Annotated in this window: 22 protein-coding genes and 2 tRNA genes; 15 read left to right on the top strand and 9 right to left on the bottom strand. The window is 62.3% G+C overall.

Annotation, left to right across the window (positions count from 1 at the left end):
• Nucleotide 1: 1 nt before the first annotated feature.
• A complete protein-coding gene (locus tag ACEN84_RS13485) occupies nucleotides 2-298 on the bottom strand; it encodes a cupin domain-containing protein (protein ID WP_112714318.1) in 297 nt (98 codons plus the stop codon).
• A gap of 164 nt (nucleotides 299-462) precedes the next feature.
• Between ACEN84_RS13485 and ACEN84_RS13490 the strand changes: the two genes are divergently transcribed.
• A tRNA-Gln gene (locus tag ACEN84_RS13490) sits at nucleotides 463-537 on the top strand.
• Between the two features lie 25 nt (nucleotides 538-562).
• On the opposite strand, the gene ACEN84_RS13495 is transcribed toward ACEN84_RS13490, so the two are convergent.
• From ACEN84_RS13495 to ACEN84_RS13505, 3 genes are all read right to left on the bottom strand, one after another.
• The gene (locus ACEN84_RS13495) at nucleotides 563-988 is read right to left on the bottom strand and encodes a type II toxin-antitoxin system HicB family antitoxin (RefSeq protein WP_413711131.1); all 426 of its coding nucleotides are present in this window, start codon (nucleotides 986-988) and stop codon (nucleotides 563-565) included.
• Nucleotides 989-1012: 24 nt separating this feature from the next.
• Nucleotides 1013-1180, bottom strand: coding sequence for a hypothetical protein (locus ACEN84_RS13500; protein WP_413711132.1), 168 nt, complete (start codon nucleotides 1178-1180; stop codon nucleotides 1013-1015).
• Between the two features lie 215 nt (nucleotides 1181-1395).
• Complete coding sequence (locus tag ACEN84_RS13505; protein ID WP_130278879.1) at nucleotides 1396-1809, bottom strand: hypothetical protein; 414 nt, start codon at nucleotides 1807-1809, stop codon at nucleotides 1396-1398.
• A 271-nt stretch (nucleotides 1810-2080) separates the two neighbouring features.
• On the opposite strand from ACEN84_RS13505, the gene ACEN84_RS13510 reads away from it, so the two are divergent.
• The 6 genes from ACEN84_RS13510 (at nucleotide 2081) to ACEN84_RS13535 (ending at nucleotide 5131) form a co-directional block, all read left to right on the top strand.
• Nucleotides 2081-2157, top strand: a tRNA-Pro gene (locus tag ACEN84_RS13510).
• 57 nt (nucleotides 2158-2214) lie between these two features.
• On the top strand, nucleotides 2215-2457 hold the full coding sequence (locus tag ACEN84_RS13515; RefSeq protein ID WP_199626381.1) for a hypothetical protein: 243 nt from the start codon (nucleotides 2215-2217) through the stop codon (nucleotides 2455-2457).
• Between the two features lie 235 nt (nucleotides 2458-2692).
• A complete protein-coding gene (locus ACEN84_RS13520; protein ID WP_413711133.1) occupies nucleotides 2693-3727 on the top strand; it encodes a LacI family DNA-binding transcriptional regulator in 1035 nt (344 codons plus the stop codon).
• A 78-nt stretch (nucleotides 3728-3805) separates the two neighbouring features.
• Complete coding sequence (locus tag ACEN84_RS13525) at nucleotides 3806-4120, top strand: ArsR/SmtB family transcription factor (protein WP_413711134.1); 315 nt, start codon at nucleotides 3806-3808, stop codon at nucleotides 4118-4120.
• Nucleotides 4117-4476: an SRPBCC family protein gene (locus ACEN84_RS13530; protein WP_413711135.1), complete on the top strand. Its 360-nt coding sequence runs from the start codon at nucleotides 4117-4119 to the stop codon at nucleotides 4474-4476. The genes ACEN84_RS13525 and ACEN84_RS13530 overlap by 4 nt, the downstream gene beginning before the upstream one ends.
• Before the next feature lie 43 nt (nucleotides 4477-4519).
• Nucleotides 4520-5131: an ATP-dependent Clp protease proteolytic subunit gene (locus ACEN84_RS13535; RefSeq protein ID WP_203429418.1), complete on the top strand. Its 612-nt coding sequence runs from the start codon at nucleotides 4520-4522 to the stop codon at nucleotides 5129-5131.
• Between the two features lie 96 nt (nucleotides 5132-5227).
• Here the strand turns inward: ACEN84_RS13535 and cysN are convergent, their stop codons facing one another.
• The 3 genes from cysN to ACEN84_RS13550 form a co-directional block, all read right to left on the bottom strand.
• Nucleotides 5228-6712 (bottom strand): sulfate adenylyltransferase subunit CysN, encoded by a 1485-nt coding sequence (cysN, locus tag ACEN84_RS13540; RefSeq protein ID WP_112712763.1) that lies wholly within the window; start codon nucleotides 6710-6712, stop codon nucleotides 5228-5230.
• Between the two features lies 1 nt (nucleotide 6713).
• On the bottom strand, nucleotides 6714-7667 hold the full coding sequence (cysD, locus tag ACEN84_RS13545; RefSeq protein WP_112712761.1) for a sulfate adenylyltransferase subunit CysD: 954 nt from the start codon (nucleotides 7665-7667) through the stop codon (nucleotides 6714-6716).
• A 126-nt stretch (nucleotides 7668-7793) separates the two neighbouring features.
• The gene (locus ACEN84_RS13550; protein ID WP_112714314.1) at nucleotides 7794-8537 is read right to left on the bottom strand and encodes a phosphoadenylyl-sulfate reductase; all 744 of its coding nucleotides are present in this window, start codon (nucleotides 8535-8537) and stop codon (nucleotides 7794-7796) included.
• On the opposite strand from ACEN84_RS13550, the gene ACEN84_RS13555 reads away from it, so the two are divergent.
• Together ACEN84_RS13555 and ACEN84_RS13560 are read left to right on the top strand one after the other, a co-directional pair.
• Nucleotides 8536-8751, top strand: a complete 216-nt coding sequence (locus ACEN84_RS13555; protein ID WP_130278838.1) for a hypothetical protein — start codon at nucleotides 8536-8538, stop codon at nucleotides 8749-8751. The two genes, ACEN84_RS13550 and ACEN84_RS13555, sit on opposite strands and share 2 nt — an antisense overlap.
• Before the next feature lie 207 nt (nucleotides 8752-8958).
• The gene (locus ACEN84_RS13560) at nucleotides 8959-9405 is read left to right on the top strand and encodes an RrF2 family transcriptional regulator (protein ID WP_112712759.1); all 447 of its coding nucleotides are present in this window, start codon (nucleotides 8959-8961) and stop codon (nucleotides 9403-9405) included.
• Here the strand turns inward: ACEN84_RS13560 and ACEN84_RS13565 are convergent.
• The gene (locus ACEN84_RS13565; RefSeq protein ID WP_413711305.1) at nucleotides 9402-10751 is read right to left on the bottom strand and encodes a chloride channel protein; all 1350 of its coding nucleotides are present in this window, start codon (nucleotides 10749-10751) and stop codon (nucleotides 9402-9404) included. The genes ACEN84_RS13560 and ACEN84_RS13565 overlap by 4 nt on opposite strands.
• Nucleotides 10752-10900: 149 nt before the next feature.
• Between ACEN84_RS13565 and ACEN84_RS13570 the strand changes: the two genes are divergently transcribed.
• The 6 genes from ACEN84_RS13570 (at nucleotide 10901) to ACEN84_RS13595 (ending at nucleotide 13068) form a co-directional block, all read left to right on the top strand.
• Nucleotides 10901-11284 (top strand): DUF6152 family protein, encoded by a 384-nt coding sequence (locus ACEN84_RS13570; RefSeq protein ID WP_130278836.1) that lies wholly within the window; start codon nucleotides 10901-10903, stop codon nucleotides 11282-11284.
• A gap of 3 nt (nucleotides 11285-11287) precedes the next feature.
• Nucleotides 11288-11764 carry a DUF6644 family protein gene (locus ACEN84_RS13575; protein WP_413711136.1) on the top strand — a complete coding sequence of 159 codons (477 nt, stop codon included), beginning with the start codon at nucleotides 11288-11290 and terminating at the stop codon, nucleotides 11762-11764.
• An 84-nt stretch (nucleotides 11765-11848) separates the two neighbouring features.
• The gene (locus ACEN84_RS13580) at nucleotides 11849-12064 is read left to right on the top strand and encodes a CopG family transcriptional regulator (RefSeq protein WP_112712749.1); all 216 of its coding nucleotides are present in this window, start codon (nucleotides 11849-11851) and stop codon (nucleotides 12062-12064) included.
• Nucleotides 12058-12423 carry a type II toxin-antitoxin system VapC family toxin gene (locus ACEN84_RS13585; RefSeq protein ID WP_413711137.1) on the top strand — a complete coding sequence of 122 codons (366 nt, stop codon included), beginning with the start codon at nucleotides 12058-12060 and terminating at the stop codon, nucleotides 12421-12423. Before ACEN84_RS13580 ends, ACEN84_RS13585 begins: the two co-directional genes overlap by 7 nt.
• A gap of 67 nt (nucleotides 12424-12490) precedes the next feature.
• Complete coding sequence (locus ACEN84_RS13590; protein WP_130278833.1) at nucleotides 12491-12772, top strand: YlcI/YnfO family protein; 282 nt, start codon at nucleotides 12491-12493, stop codon at nucleotides 12770-12772.
• The gene (locus ACEN84_RS13595) at nucleotides 12769-13068 is read left to right on the top strand and encodes a type II toxin-antitoxin system RelE/ParE family toxin (protein WP_112712743.1); all 300 of its coding nucleotides are present in this window, start codon (nucleotides 12769-12771) and stop codon (nucleotides 13066-13068) included. Before ACEN84_RS13590 ends, ACEN84_RS13595 begins: the two co-directional genes overlap by 4 nt.
• Nucleotides 13069-13073: 5 nt before the next feature.
• Here the strand turns inward: ACEN84_RS13595 and betA are convergent, their stop codons facing one another.
• Nucleotides 13074-14726, bottom strand: a complete 1653-nt coding sequence (betA, locus tag ACEN84_RS13600; RefSeq protein WP_413711138.1) for a choline dehydrogenase — start codon at nucleotides 14724-14726, stop codon at nucleotides 13074-13076.
• Between the last annotated feature and the right edge of the window lie 14 nt (nucleotides 14727-14740).

A 14740-nucleotide genomic window follows, 5' to 3' on the forward strand; every position in this document is an offset into this window, starting at 1 on the left:
TCTACTTGTATTCGATCTCGATGAAGGACATCGGCTGATCGCCGGCATTGACGACATTATGCTCGGTACCAGCCTCGCGCCGGTAGGCGGCACCCTTGGCGATATCCACCCGGCGGCTTTCCGCCCCTTCCTCGATCAGAAAGGCGCAATCCGTCATCGGCACCACGACATAGCCGTATCCATGCGTATGCACCCCGGTATCGGCCCCCGGCTCGAAATCCCAGCGGGTGATGCGCACCACGGCATCGTCAAGCAGCAGCGTCGCAAGGGCAGGCGGGCGGGCACGGTACTGGCTCATGGCAACTCCGGCAGGCATTTCATATCTCGCCCCAAGACCTACCACGCCCGCCGCCCGCGCGCACAGAAATATGCTGGCCCGCCGAACTTAGTGATTGTGACGCGCCACCACCTTTGCTAATCAGGCCTCGCTTCGGCAAAAGCGGTTTTCCGCAAAAGCTCTGGTGGGGCGTCGCCAAGCGGTAAGGCACCGGTTTTTGGTACCGGCATTCCCAGGTTCGAATCCTGGCGCCCCAGCCATTGTTTTGGTTTCTACTTGTGTTCCCTACGCCGCTTCCAGCACGGAAATGACAATCGTCTTGCCCAGTGCCTGCATTGCATCCTGCAGCTGGCTGAGCTTGGAAGGGTGGTCCGGGTCGAGGATGCGGCGGGCTTCGTTTTCGCTCTTGTTCAGCCGCCGCGCCAGCTCCCGTTTCGAAATTCCGGCCTCGCGGAACGCCTCGATGACCGCGAGCTTGATTGCCTCCTCCGCATCGACGGCCACTGCCACACCATCAACGGCCAAAGGTACCGGCGTCGCTCGCCCTTCCTGAACGATACCCCGCAGTGCCAGGCCGAGCGCTTCCCTTGCATTGCTCAGCGCCTCGGAAAGCGTTTCGCCATGGGTGATCGCTTCCGGCACGTCGGCAAAGGTCACAAGCATTCCGCCGTCGGGATCGGTTTCGAGATTTGCCATGTAGACATATCGCATCGTGCTCTCTCCGTGCCTCAGCGTTCAATCGACGCCAAGCTGCTTTCTGATCAGCCGGACATAGCCGGGCGTAAGCTCGCCCGACTTTATCGTCGTGAAACGGTCTCCGAACGTGACGCGATAATTCGATCCCTTGCCCCGGTCTTCATAGACGCTGCTTGCCCGTTTCCTTGGCGAGCTTTCGAAGGTCACGCAGAAGCTGCTCGCGTTTCATTCGCCCTCTCAAGTGCGCACATTTTTGTGCGCAACGCAAGTTCATATCGATGATGCGTGCATGCCTCGCCAGGGCTTCGAGCGAAGGGATTATCGGTCGATTTCGTGTGTTCGGTCACCAGCAGTTTTGAGGGGCACAAACGAAAACAGGCGGCCTCTTGGCCGCCTGCATCAAACCCGATCGTTGATCCCGATCAGCCTGCCGGCTGGGCCGGGGCCAGGAATTCGGCGCAGTAGGACTTGCCGCTTTCGCCGGGCATGTCGTTGACCGTGCGGATGCTGCGGATCGTGTAGTCGGAATTGGTGGTGATTTCGGCCTGGCAGCGCAGATACATCGTGCGGGCCGGTGCCGTCTGCTTGCCGCGCTTGCCGTTGTCGCCTTCGGCATATTTCGCCGGAACGCGCACGGTCTTGTAGCCGCCCTTCCAGGTGTAGACGACGGAGGAGCCGTTTTCGGCGTCGCTCAGCGGCGGGCCGTAGGCCGCAAAGAACTTTCCGGCCGACTGGCCGTTCCAGCGTGCGGAAACGGGATCGCCGGCAGAAGGAATGGTCGTGCAGCCGGCAAGCGCAATAGCGAGCCCGGCCGCGGCAAAGGTGCGGAGTTTCATATGTATCGTCCCTGAATTGTCGCGCATTCGACGGCGGGAATCGCTATGTCCGAGCGGTTTCCGCTTGTCCCGGAAAGCGCTTTAGCGCGGAACCCGGCAAAAGAAAATTGCCCTTCATTCGCATTTGCGAAATTTGCGGCCGGTGTGGCTTTTTGTTGCAGTTCAGGGCGTCCCAAGCGGCCATTCGCGGGCCTCGAAAAAATGCGTCAGTTTTTTGAAATTTGGCGCTTGCGCAATAAGATGGGCCGTTCTATAGAGGCGCCGCTGGTCACGGAGTGTAGCGCAGTCTGGTAGCGCACCACGTTCGGGACGTGGGGGTCGCAAGTTCGAATCTTGCCACTCCGACCAGCCGAAAACCCCGCTCCGGCGGGGTTTTTTCTTTTATGGCTTTGCGAGTGCATCCTCATGGACATGGACGGCGAGAAGACGGTCGAGACGATCAGCGAGCGGGCCTGTATCGACAGCAACGGTCTGCCGGTCAGGCTCTATGAGCGCCGCCACGTGATCCTCAGCCAGACCGCCGCGGGGCCGCGCCGTTATGTCGGCGCCCGCTTCTGGTGCACCGCCGAAGGCGATGCCGTCAGGCTGATCGACAGCTCGATGTTCGAAATGGTCGAAAGCGGCGAGCTCCTCGTCGCCATGGAGTAGGCCGCGCCGCGGCTCGCACCATTCCAAAATTGTCTATTTTCCCAGAATCTGGACAGTTCTATCGGGGCTGTGATCCAGTAGGCGGCCTCCAGCGTATCTAAAAGCGCTGCAAACGCGGCCCTTTGCTTAGCCTTTCGTCGCAAAAGCAAAAGGGTTAGTAGACTCTAATTTAATTTCTCTTCACAAAGGCATCTGCGAGTCGAAGGGGGAGGGGTTCGCAGCGTGTAATGCCGGAATGGGGAATGAAGTGCCGGGTAGGGAAAGCAAGCGCTCAGCGCATGTCAGATTGAGCGATGTCGCAAAGAAGGTGGGCGTCAGTCCCATCACCATCTCCCGGGCACTGCGCAATCCGGAGATCGTTTCCGAAGATCTGCGTCAACTCATTCTGCGCACTGTCGATGAGATGGGTTATGTCCCGAACCTCGCGGCCCGCGCGCTCGCCAGCCGTCACAGCGGCGTCGTCGGCGTCATTACGCCGGCCCTCCATCAGCACTCCTTTACCGATATCATGAGCGGCATCGAGGATCGCCTGCGGGCGACCGACCTGCGCGTCCAATATGCCAATACGCTCTATGATCCCGACCAGGAAATGAACCAGCTGAAATCCTTCCTGGCGCAGAAGCCGGCCGGTATCATCGTTGCCGGCGCGGAATATTACGATGCGCTGGCGCCGCTTTTGAGCGCCGCTGCCTGCCCCGTTGCCCATATCGTCGATTCCAGCCAGAAGGCCGAGGGCCTGGTCGCCGCCGTCGATCACTATGCGGCGGGTGCTGCCGCCACCCGCATGCTGCTGTCGAAGAACTACCGCCGCATCGCTTTCGTCGGCTGCCGCCGCGATACCCGCCCGCGCCGCCGTTTCGATGGATATGCCGATGTCATGCGCGAAGCCGGCTGTTTCGACGAGGCACTGGTCGCAAGCCAGGTGGGTGCAATCGGCATCGGCGCCGGACGCGAGCTCTTCAGCAAGCTGGTGGAGGTCGCGCCGGATGTCGACGCGGTCTTCTGCCAGAGCGACGACCTCGCCGTCGGCGCGCTTCTCGAATGCTGGACACGCGGCCTGCGCGTCCCCGAGGATATCGGCATCTGCGGCTTCAACGATCTCGATTACGCGATCCATTGCGAACCGGCGCTAACGACGGTCAGCATCCCGCGCTACGATATCGGCCACCGCGTCGCCGATATGCTGCTGAAGGCTGTCCGCGAGGAAGAGCCGTACGAAGCCCATGTCGATTTCGGCTTCAAGATCGTCGAGCGCGGCTCCACCCGCTAGACGCAATCTCCATAACACCGCCAGAAACCTGCCGCGAAATCGCTTGCGAATCGCATAAGCGCGTGCTTATGTGTTTGCATGATAGAGAACGATTTCTTCCGGGCTTTGGCAGACCCGACTCGCCGCGCGATCTTTGAAAAGCTGGCGGCAGGCAGCATGAACGCCAGCGCCTTGCGCGAGGGCATGGAGATCAGCCAGCCGGCGATGTCGCAGCACCTTGCGGTTCTGCGCAGCGCAAAGCTCGTCAGGGAAGAGCGGCAGGGGCGTTTCGTGATCTACGAAGTCGATCCCGATGGGTTGGCTCTCATCGCCCAGTGGCTGGCGAAATACCGCGCCTACTGGCCAGACCGTATCGCAGCACTCAAAGTCTTGCTGAAGGACATGGATCAATGAGCGAAGCGCAGATGAGGGAGCAGCAGAGCAGCATCGAGCTGGAGTTCGACCTCGGCGATCCGCCACAAAAGGTCTGGCGCGCCGTCACCATTCCCGAACTTAGGGAACGGTGGTTGCCGAAGGAAGCCTTGGCCGATCCCGATGCGATATCGGTCACCCCCGGTGAACAGGTTCGCTACAAGCTGCGCGACGACACGCCGCCTTTTCTTGAAAGCACCGTGACCTTCACGCTCAGGCCTAACGCCGATGGCGGCACCTGTCTGCGGGTCGTCCACGAGCTGACGGACGCGAGACTCGATGAAATGACCAGAGCGCCGGCAAACAGCAACAGCCCGCTCCTCATGTTCGCCGCCTGACGGCGAGCCTTCCCCTCAAAATCTGAAAGCCTGGAGGTCGCCGATGCGCGAAGCGATGCAACTCGTCCCTATGGTGGTGGAACAGTCCAGCCGAGGGGAGCGGTCCTTCGATATCTATTCTCGGCTGCTGCGCGAGCGGATCATCTTCCTCAATGGCGAGGTCAACGATACCGTCTCGGCGCTCGTCTGCGCGCAACTGTTGTTTCTGGAAGCGGAAAACCCCAGAAAGCCGATCCATCTCTACATCAATTCGCCGGGCGGCGTCGTGACCAGCGGCCTCGCCATGTACGACACCATGCATTACATCCGCGCGCCGGTGCATACGCTGTGCATGGGCACCGCCCGGTCGATGGGCTCGTTCCTGCTGATGTCCGGCCAGCCGGGCGAACGCACGGCGCTTCCCAATGCCAGCATCCACATTCACCAGCCGCTGGGCGGATTCCAGGGGCAGGCATCGGACATGCTGATCCATGCGGAGGAAATGCAGAAGACCAAGCACCGCATGACACGGCTCTATGCCGAGCATTGCGGGCGTTCCTACGAAGACTTCGAGCGCGCGATGGATCGCGACCGCTTCATGACAGCGGAGGAGGCGCTGGAATGGGGTCTTATCGACCGCATCCTGAAGGTTCGGGAAGACACGGGCGAACTATAGGCCGCGCTTCAGAAATCTCATGTCTGAGAAACGCTCTCGATGACCGGCCAAGATAATGGCCGGTCATCGCAGGTCGTATCCGTTCCGGAATGCCGCTCAGATATCGCTGGCGGCATTCTTCCAGAGATCGGCGGCTTCTGCGGCGGTCATCCGCTGCACATGCGCTTCGTCACGGCGGCTGGCGAAGAGTTCGCTTGCCATGATCTGCTCGGCGAGATCGGCCGGCAGCGAGAGAATGACGCGGGCGTCGCCGCCGTGGAGGCCGCTGACGTCGCTGCGCTTGCCGCTCACCATGCCGCCGGCAACCGTGTTGTTGGTTTCCGGATCGATCAGGATGAAGGAGCCCGATGCGCGGTTCTGCTCATAGGGGTCGAAGATCGCCGTTTCGTCGAATACCAGGCGAACCTTGCCGATGGCGTTCATGTAGAGCCGGTCGGCCGGAGCCCAGGCGCCGGACTTCAGTTCCAGCTGCGCGATCGGCTGCACCTGGACACGCTGGCGGCGGCTGCCGCTCTTCAGCCAGTAGCGCTTGCCGGCTTCGATGCCCTCAGGCTGCAGCGCCACGATCTGGGCGTCGAAGTTGATGCCGGTCTGCGGCTGTGCGTCGATCGAGACGATCATGTCGCCGCGGGCAACGTCCACCTGGCGGTCGAGAACGAGCGTGATCGCATCGCCGGTGACTGCGGCGTTACGCACGAGGTCGAAGGTGACGATCTTGGAGACGTTGGCGACCATGCCCGACGGCAGGATCATGACACTGTCACCCGGCTTGACCGAACCCCCGGCAACCGTGCCCTGATAGCCGCGGAAGCTTTCGCCCGGGCGCGACACGCGCTGGACCGAAAGGCGGAAGCCGGTCGACTGTCCCGAGCGCACGCTGGCGAGCTCCAGCGTCTCGACCAGCGTCGGGCCGTTATACCAGGGCATCGCTGCCTGGCCGGAATAGACGACATTTTCGCCCTTCAGCGCCGACATCGGGATCGCGGTGATCTGCTTGACGCCGAGCGACAGCGCGAATTCCTTGAATTCGTGGGTGATCTTGTCGAAGCCGGCGCGATCGTAGTTCGTCAGGTCGATCTTGTTGACGGCCAGCACGAACTGCTTGATGCCCATCAGCGAGGCGATCGTCGCGTGGCGGCGCGTCTGCTCGAGAATGCCGGCGCGGGCATCGACCAGCAGAATGGCGAGATCGGCGGTCGAGGCGCCGGTCGCCATGTTGCGCGTGTACTGCTCGTGGCCGGGCGTATCGGCAACGATGAACGAGCGCTTGTCGGTCGAGAAATAGCGATAGGCGACATCGATGGTGATGCCCTGTTCGCGCTCGGCCTGCAGGCCGTCGAGCAGCAGTGCGAAGTCGGGCAGGCCGAGATCGTTCTGCTTGCCGGTGGAATCGCGCTGCAGGGTCGCGGCCTGGTCTTCCTTGACGGCCTTGGTATCCCAGAGCAGGCGGCCGATCAGCGTGGACTTTCCGTCATCGACGGAACCGCAGGTGATGAGGCGCAACGGCCGCGTGTCGCGCAGGGCCGCAACGGGCTCGGCTGCGGGCTGGGCAACGGCGTTGGCGAGGTTTGCTGCGGTCATCTCAGAAATATCCTTCACGCTTCTTCTTTTCCATGGAGCCGGACTGGTCACGGTCGATGGCGCGGCCCTGGCGCTCGGAAACCGTAGCGATTTCCAGCTCCGCGATGATCTCTTCAAGACTGGTGGCGTTCGAGCGGATGGCGCCCGTCAGCGGGAAGCAGCCGAGCGTGCGGAAGCGGATGTAATCCTCCTGCTTCGTTTCGCCGGGCAACAGCTCCAGACGCGGATCGGTCGCATCGATCATCATGCCGTCGCGCTCGACGAAGGGGCGCTTCGCAGCGAAATAGAGCGGCACGATCGGAATGTTCTCGGCCTGGATGTAGCGCCAGATATCGACCTCGGTCCAGTTCGACAGCGGGAAGGCACGAACGCTTTCGCCCTGGCGGATCTGGCCGTTATAGATGTTCCAGAGCTCCGGGCGCTGGTTACGCGGATCCCAGCGATGGTCGGGCGTGCGGAACGAGTAGATGCGCTCCTTGGCGCGACTGGCTTCCTCGTCGCGGCGCGCGCCGCCGAAGGCAGCGTCGAACTTGCCGGCGTCGAGCGCATTGCGCAGCGCCTCGGTCTTCATGATGTCGGTATAGCGGGCTGAGCCGTAGGTGAACGGCGTGATGTTTTCGGCGGCACCGCGCGGATTGATGTGCTCGATCAGGTCGAGATCATATTCCTTCACGATCTTGTCACGGAAGGTGATCATCTCGGCGAACTTCCAGCCGGTGTTGACGTGCAGCAGCGGGAAGGGGACGCGGCCCGGATAGAACGCCTTGCGCGCCAGATGCAGCAGGACGGAACTATCCTTGCCGATCGAGTAAAGCATGACCGGGCGTTCGAACTCGGCAGCGACCTCACGGAAAATGTGAATCGCTTCGTTCTCAAGTGCCTTCAGGTGCGGATCGAGCGGCGGCTTGCTGCTCTGGGGATTGCTGAGTTCCGTATCCTTGCGGGTATCGGGCATTTCCTACTCCAGACTTCTCAATTCGTATGCAGAGATGTCTCTGCGTGATTTGCTTCGTGGCCTCACCGGCGTTGCACCGTGCGGCCCGAAAGGGCCGGATGAGGGGGCTCCGGGCGTTGCCCTCGCTTACTGAGCAGCCGGGATCGCCGACGCCTCTTCAGCAACATGCAACCCGCATTCGCGCTTTTCGTCCTGTTCCCACCACCAGCGGCCGGCGCGCTCGGGTTCGCCTGGCTTGATGGCGCGGGTGCAGGGCTCGCAGCCGATCGAGGGATAGCCGCGCGCATGCAGCGGGTTCACCGGCACGCTGTTGTCGGCGACATAGGCCTTGATCACGTCGATATCCCAGTCGGCCAGCGGGTTGACCTTCAGGAGATGGCGCTCGGCGTCATATTCGGCAAAGGGCGTGTCGGCGCGGTTGTTGGACTGACCGCGGCGCAGACCGGTGATCCAGATGGTTGCCCCATTGAGTGCGCGCGCAAGCGGCTTCAGCTTGCGCACGCCACAACAGGCATGCCTGGCTTCGACGCTTTCGTAGAAACCGTTCAGGCCATACTTCGCCGCATAGGCGTCGATATCGGCCTGTTCGGGCTCGTAGCGAGAAATCTTGATGTCGTACTGGCTCTCGGTCTCGTCGATCAGCGCCAGCGTCTCGGGAAAGAGCCGTCCGGTCTGCAGCGTCACGACGTCGATGGGCAGACGGTGATTGCCGATCTCGGCGGTGATCACCTGGTCTTCGATGCCGAGCGACGTCGTGAAGACGGCGCGGCCGCCGAGACCGGCGACAAAGGCCAGCCTTCCGGCAAGGTCGAGAGACGCGAGCTTGGCATTCAGCGCCTCGGCCTCTTCGATTGTATGGATAACAGTCATGGCAATCCTGTCCTCGATGTTGGCCGGAGTATCGCAGCTGGAGGAGGGATCGGACAGAAAAAGGGATTTCGAAAGCAGCATAAGCAGGAGCAAATATCTCTCCGAAGCTGCCGCAATGCAGAAAAGCAGCCGCCCCGGCGATGAAAACCGGCGGGCAGCGCTAATGTCTAGTGATTTAGTAGAGTTACACGCCGCCTGTCAATTCGAAATCTGAAGTGATGCGCCGAAAGATGCGGAAGACGCAATTTTGACGTAGAATTAAGCCCATTGGCCAAGCTTGAAAAACAGGGCCAAAATGCTTGTATCTCAAGGCTTTTGCCGGCGCGTTCAAATTCCGTTCATGCTGGTTGTGCAATAGGGGTGCAGGTAAGCTTGAAAAGCGGCGGGGCTCATGGGCCGCTGATGTGTGTGACGGTCTAAAATGATTACGCAGAAGGCAAAATATGCGCTCCGTGCGCTCACGGTTTTGGCGGAAGCCGATGCCGACGAACCGGTGATGATCTCGGATATTGCTGCACAGCAGAAGATCCCGAAGAAATTCCTCGAGCAGATCCTTCTCGACCTCAAGCACCAGGGCATCGTCGTCAGCCGCCGCGGCAAGGCAGGCGGCTATCTGCTGCTGAAGCCCGCCGACATGATCACCTTCGGCGAGATCCTGCGCATCATCGACGGCCCCATCGCGCCGCTTCCCTGCCTGTCGATCACCGCCTACCGCAAATGCGATGACTGCGACGGCGAACAGAACTGCGAAATCCGCCACGTCTTCGCCAAGGTCGCCGACGCCACCCGCAAGGTGCTGTTCTCGACGACGATCGCCGACGCCGTCGCCCCCGCCAAGGGCGCTGTCGTGACGCGGATGCTGGCCTAGCCTGCCACTTCTTCCTTCTCGATCGCCCGCCGCGCCCGGATGGCTGCGGCGATGAAGACGCGCGACAGGCCGTGATAGAGCGGCTCGCGCGACAGGATGCGCGACGTCACGTAGCCGATCATCGAGACGGCCATGATCGGGATGACGGCCTGGTGGTCTCCGGTCATTTCCAGAATGATGACGAAGGCGGTCATCGGCGCCTGCACCACGCCGGAGAAATAACCGGCCATGCCGAGGATGGCGGCGAGCGCGGCACTGGTGCCGAGCAGCGAGCCGACCGTGCTGCCGAACCCGGCACCGACGGCAAGCGATGGCGCGAAGATGCCGCCCGGAATGCCTGAAATCATCGACAGGAAGCTGGCGGCCAGTTTTTCGACGAAGAACATGAGCGGCAGTGCGTGACCTTCCACGGCGCCGCGCGCCTGCTCATAGCCGGTGCCGAAGGTCGTGCCGCCGGAGAGGATGCCGATCACGGCTATGGCGAGACCGCAGATGCCGGCGAGCGCCAGCATGCGCCTCAGCGGCTGCGGTTGGGCCCAGCGGCGGATCTTCTGGCCGAAATGCAGGGCAAAGCCGCTGAAGGCAGCGCCGAGCGCCCCGCCGCCGATGCCGCAGACGAGAACGAGGCCCCAGTCTCGCAATTGCGTCGGGGCCGCGGCGGCTTCGCCGAAATAGTTGTAGCTTCCCGCAAGCCCGAGCGCCGCAAGGCCGGAGAGGATGACGGCGGTGAGCACCAGCCCGTTCGCCCGTGACTCATAGGTGCGGCTCATCTCCTCGATGGCAAAGACGATACCGGCGAGCGGCGTGTTGAAGGCCGCCGCGATACCCGCTGCCGATCCCGCCAGGATCAGACCGCGCGCCTGCGCCATACCGCCGAAGCGGGCGACCGCCAGCATGATCGACGCGCCGACCTGCACCGTCGGCCCCTCGCGGCCGATCGAGGCGCCGGAAAACAGCCCGAGCACCGTCAGCACGATCTTGCCGAAGGCGATCCGGAGCGACAGAAGCCGCGTCCGGTCCTCCTCATCGCGCAGATGCCGGGCAGCGATCGCCTGCGGAATGCCGCTGCCCTGCGAATTCGGAAACAGCGTCGCTGCCAGATAGGCCGACAGCATGAAGACGAAGGGTGTCAGGACGAGCGGCAGCAGGAAGGCCCATTCGCCAGAGGATGTCAGTCCGGTAAAGGCCTTCTGCGCCAGATCGGCGAGCTTGGCAAAGCCGACGCTGATCACCCCGATCGCCAGCGCCCCGCACCAGAAGACCAGCCGCGGCCGCCAGAGCGAGAAGGAGCCCCAGATGACGCGGGAACGGCGGAGCAGCTTGGAATTGCGATAGGAGGAGAGCATGGAGAACTCTGGCACGTGATGGGGGCATCCCCTTCTAGTCCCAATCGCCGGCAAAGATCACCCCTTGTTTCAACATTTGGTGAAATACCTTCCCAAGCATGCCCACCGCGCCACTTGCCCCTTGCCGGAACAGGGTAGGGAGGCATGACATGCGCATATCCATGATCAGGAAATCGATCGCCGCCGCAGCACTCGCCGCAGTCTTCGCAACAGGCGCCGCAGCCCATCACGGCTGGTCTTGGGCGGAGGCCGAGCAGATGGAGCTGACGGGCACGATCCAGCAGATTTCGATGGGCGGCCCGCATCCGTCGCTCGACGTTGCCGCGGCCGATGGCGTCTGGCGGGTCGAGCTCGGCAATCCGCGCCAGACGGAACGCTCGGGCTTCATCGAGGGCTCGGCGAAGAATGGTGACGCCATCGTCGCCCTCGGCAACCGCTCGCAGGACGCTGGCGAGAAGCGCATGAAGGCCGTGCGCATCACCGTCTCAGGCAAGCGTTACGACATATATCCCGAACGCATCCAGACGAACTGACGGATGACCGCAGACCTCTTCGAATGGATCGCCGCCGCGCCGCCGGCCGTCGCCCTCCGGCGCTCGGCGCTTCTCTACATTTTCGTCAACGCCGCCCACATCCTGTCGATCGGCCTGCTGATCGGCGCCATCCTGCCGCTCGATCTCAGGCTCATGGGCTGGTTCCAGTCCGTCCCGCTCGCCGTCATCGGCCCCTTCCTCTCCACCGCCGCCGCCACCGGCCTCGTCCTCGCCATCCTTACCGGCGCACTCCTCTTCAGCGTCCGCCCGGCCGAATATGCGGAGAACCCTGCCTTCCTCGCCAAACTCTCCCTCATCGCCCTCGGCATCTTGAACGCCATCCTCGTTCACGCAGGAAAGGGCTGGCGCCACACGCTTGCCAACGAACTCGCGCCACCCCGCATCCGATACGCCGCCGGTATCTCCTTCTGCGCCTGGATTGCGAGTCTCTTGGCGGGACGATGGATTGGTTTCCTCTAGTTGATTCTGAACTTGAAGTTCGGCATGGAATTTTCCGTATCGGCGGAGTATGATATACATATCTGATATCATCAGGGTCCGAGTATGCGCGCATTGATCGATATCGGCGAGGCCGAGCTTAAGGCACTGGATGAGATCGCCCGGGAAGAGAAAGTCTCGCGTGCATCGCTGATCCGCGAGGCCGTCGATGATTTCCTGAAACGCCGCGACCGGCTGAAGGATGAGGAAGCCTTCGGCCTTTGGGGCGATCAGGCCGTAGATGGCCTGGCCTATCAGGAAAAGCTCCGCAGCGAATGGTGAAGGCGCTCTTCGACACCAATATCCTGATCGACTATCTGAACGCCGTGCCCGAGGCGCGCGATGAACTGCTGCGCTACGAGCGGCGCTCGATCAGCATCATCACCTGGATGGAAGTGCTGATCGGCGCCAGACCGGAGCACGCCGCCGCCACCCGCGGCTTCCTCAACGGCTTCGATGTCATCGCGCTCGACGGCAGTATCGCCGAAAGCGCCTTACGTCTCAGGCAGGAACATCGCATCAAGCTGCCCGACGCGATCATCTGGGCCTCCGCCGAGGTTCACGCAATGCTGCTCGTCACCCGCAACACCAAGGATTTTCCGGCGGGGGATCCCGGCATACGGATACCCTATCGGCGCTAGCGCCGGACTTGCCAGGGAATCACTTTGAGAGCATCATGCATCGCAATTGCAACGCATGGAGCGCCCCATGAAAACCGCAACCCTGCCGTCCCTCCGTGTCGATCCCGAATTGCGCGCTGCCGCCGAAAGTGTGCTGAAGGAAGGGGAGACCCTGTCGGCGCTGATGGAAGACTCGCTGCGGCGTCAGGTTCACTATCGCAAGACGCAGGCGGAATTTATCGCGCGGGGGCTGGCGTCGCTGGCGGAAGCCGAGCGGACGGGTGTCTATCACAGTGCTGAAGACGTGATGGCCATGTTGAAGGCCAAGCTTGATGCCGCCAAGGCAAAGCGTGCGGCCGGGCAGGAATGAGCTATCAGCTTCGCTTCACCGACGAGGCACTGGAAGACCTCGACCGCCTCTACGATTATCTCATTGCCTACGACCTCGACCTCGCAGACCGCGCCTATGATGCCATCATGAAGGCGCTGGTCGTGCTTGAGGAATTCCCATTCTCATGCCGCAAGGCGAGCGCCGAGAATACGCTGATGCGCGAATTGCTGGTGCCCTTTGGCTCCTCGGGATATGTGGTTCTCTTTCACATCGACGGAAGCCAGGCCGTCACCATTGCCGCCATCCGCCACCAACGCGAAGACGACTACCACTAGCCCCTTTACCGGTCGCTCACCGCCCAGCGCGGGTTCACCCACGGCTCCTGGTTCGACCGCGGCAGCGGCTGCTTGCCGAGGATATGATCCGCAGCCTTCTCCCCGGTCATGATCGACGGGCCGTTGAGGTTGCCGTAGGTCACATGCGGGAAGATCGAGCTATCGGCGACGCGCAGGTTGTCGATGCCGATGACGCGGGTTTCCGGGTCGACGACGGCCATCGGGTCGTTGCTAGCGCCCATCTTGCAGGTGCCGCAGGGGTGGTAGGCGCTTTCCAGGTGCTCGCGCAGGAAGGCGTCGATCTCGTCGTCGCTCTGCACCTTCTCGCCCGGCTGGATCTCCGGTCCGCGATACTGGTCGAAGGCCTGCTGGCCGAAGATCTCGCGGGTGAGCCGCACGCAATGGCGGAACTTCTCCCAATCCTCCGGATGGCTCATATAGTTGAAGCGGATGACCGGATCGGCCTTCGGGTCGGACGAGCGCAGCGTGACATTGCCGCGCGACTTCGAGAGATTGTAGCCGACATGCACTTGGAAGCCATGGCTCTTGGCCGCCGCCTTGCCGTCATAGCTGATGGCGACCGGCAGGAAGTGATACTGGATATCCGGCTGCTTGATCCCAGGCGCCGAGCGCAGGAAGGCGCAGGCCTCGAACTGGTTCGAGGTGCCCAGGCCCGACTTGGTGAACATCCACTGCGCACCGGCGACCCCCTGCCAGAACCACGGCAGCCAGGAATAGAGCGATACCGGCTTGGTCGAGACCTGCTGGAAATAGAATTCCATATGGTCCTGCAGGTTGGCGCCGACGCCTGGCCGGTCGGCCTTTACCTCGATGCCCATCTCCTGCAGATGCGCGCCCGGGCCGATGCCCGAGAGCATCAAGAGCTTCGGCGAATTGAAGGAGGATGCAGAGACGATCACCTCGCGGTTCGCCTTGATGACCTCGACGCTGTTGCCGCGCTCGATCTCGACGCCAATGGCCCGGCCGTTCTCGATGACCACCTTGCGGGCGAGGCCATAGACGATCGAGACATTCGGCCGCTTCAGCGCCGGCTTCAGATAGGCCGATGCCGCAGACCAGCGGCGGCCGCCGAAGATCGTCTGCTCCATCAGCCCGAAACCTTCCTGCTTCGAGCCGTTGTAATCCTCCGTCGTCTCGAAGCCAGCCTGCTTGCCGGCCTCGACGAAGGCCTGGAACAGCGGGTTGCGGAAGACGCCACGCTGCACATGCAGCGGCCCGTCGGTGCCGCGCCAGCCCTCTTCGCCGCCATGGCTGTGTTCCATGCGCTTGAAATAGGGCAACACGTCGGAATAGGCCCAGCCCTGCGCGCCGAGCTCTTCCCAGCGGTTATAGTCTTCGGCATGGCCGCGCACATAGACCATGCCGTTGATCGACGACGATCCGCCGATCACCTTGCCGCGCGGCGCGGTGATCTGCCGGTTGTTGAGATTGGGCTCGGGCTCGGAGAGATAGCCCCAGTTATAGCGCTTCATGCTCATCGGCCAGGCAAGTGCTGCCGGCATCTGGATAAACGGCCCGAAATCCGATCCACCGGCCTCGATGACGATGACGGTATTCTTGCCGTCTTCGGAGAGACGGTAGGCAAGGGCGGAGCCCGCCGAGCCGGAGCCGATGATGACGAAATCTGCTTGCTGCATGGTGGATCTCGATG

The organism is Rhizobium sp. Rhizsp82 (assembly GCF_047325115.1).
GTDB lineage: Bacteria > Pseudomonadota > Alphaproteobacteria > Rhizobiales > Rhizobiaceae > Rhizobium.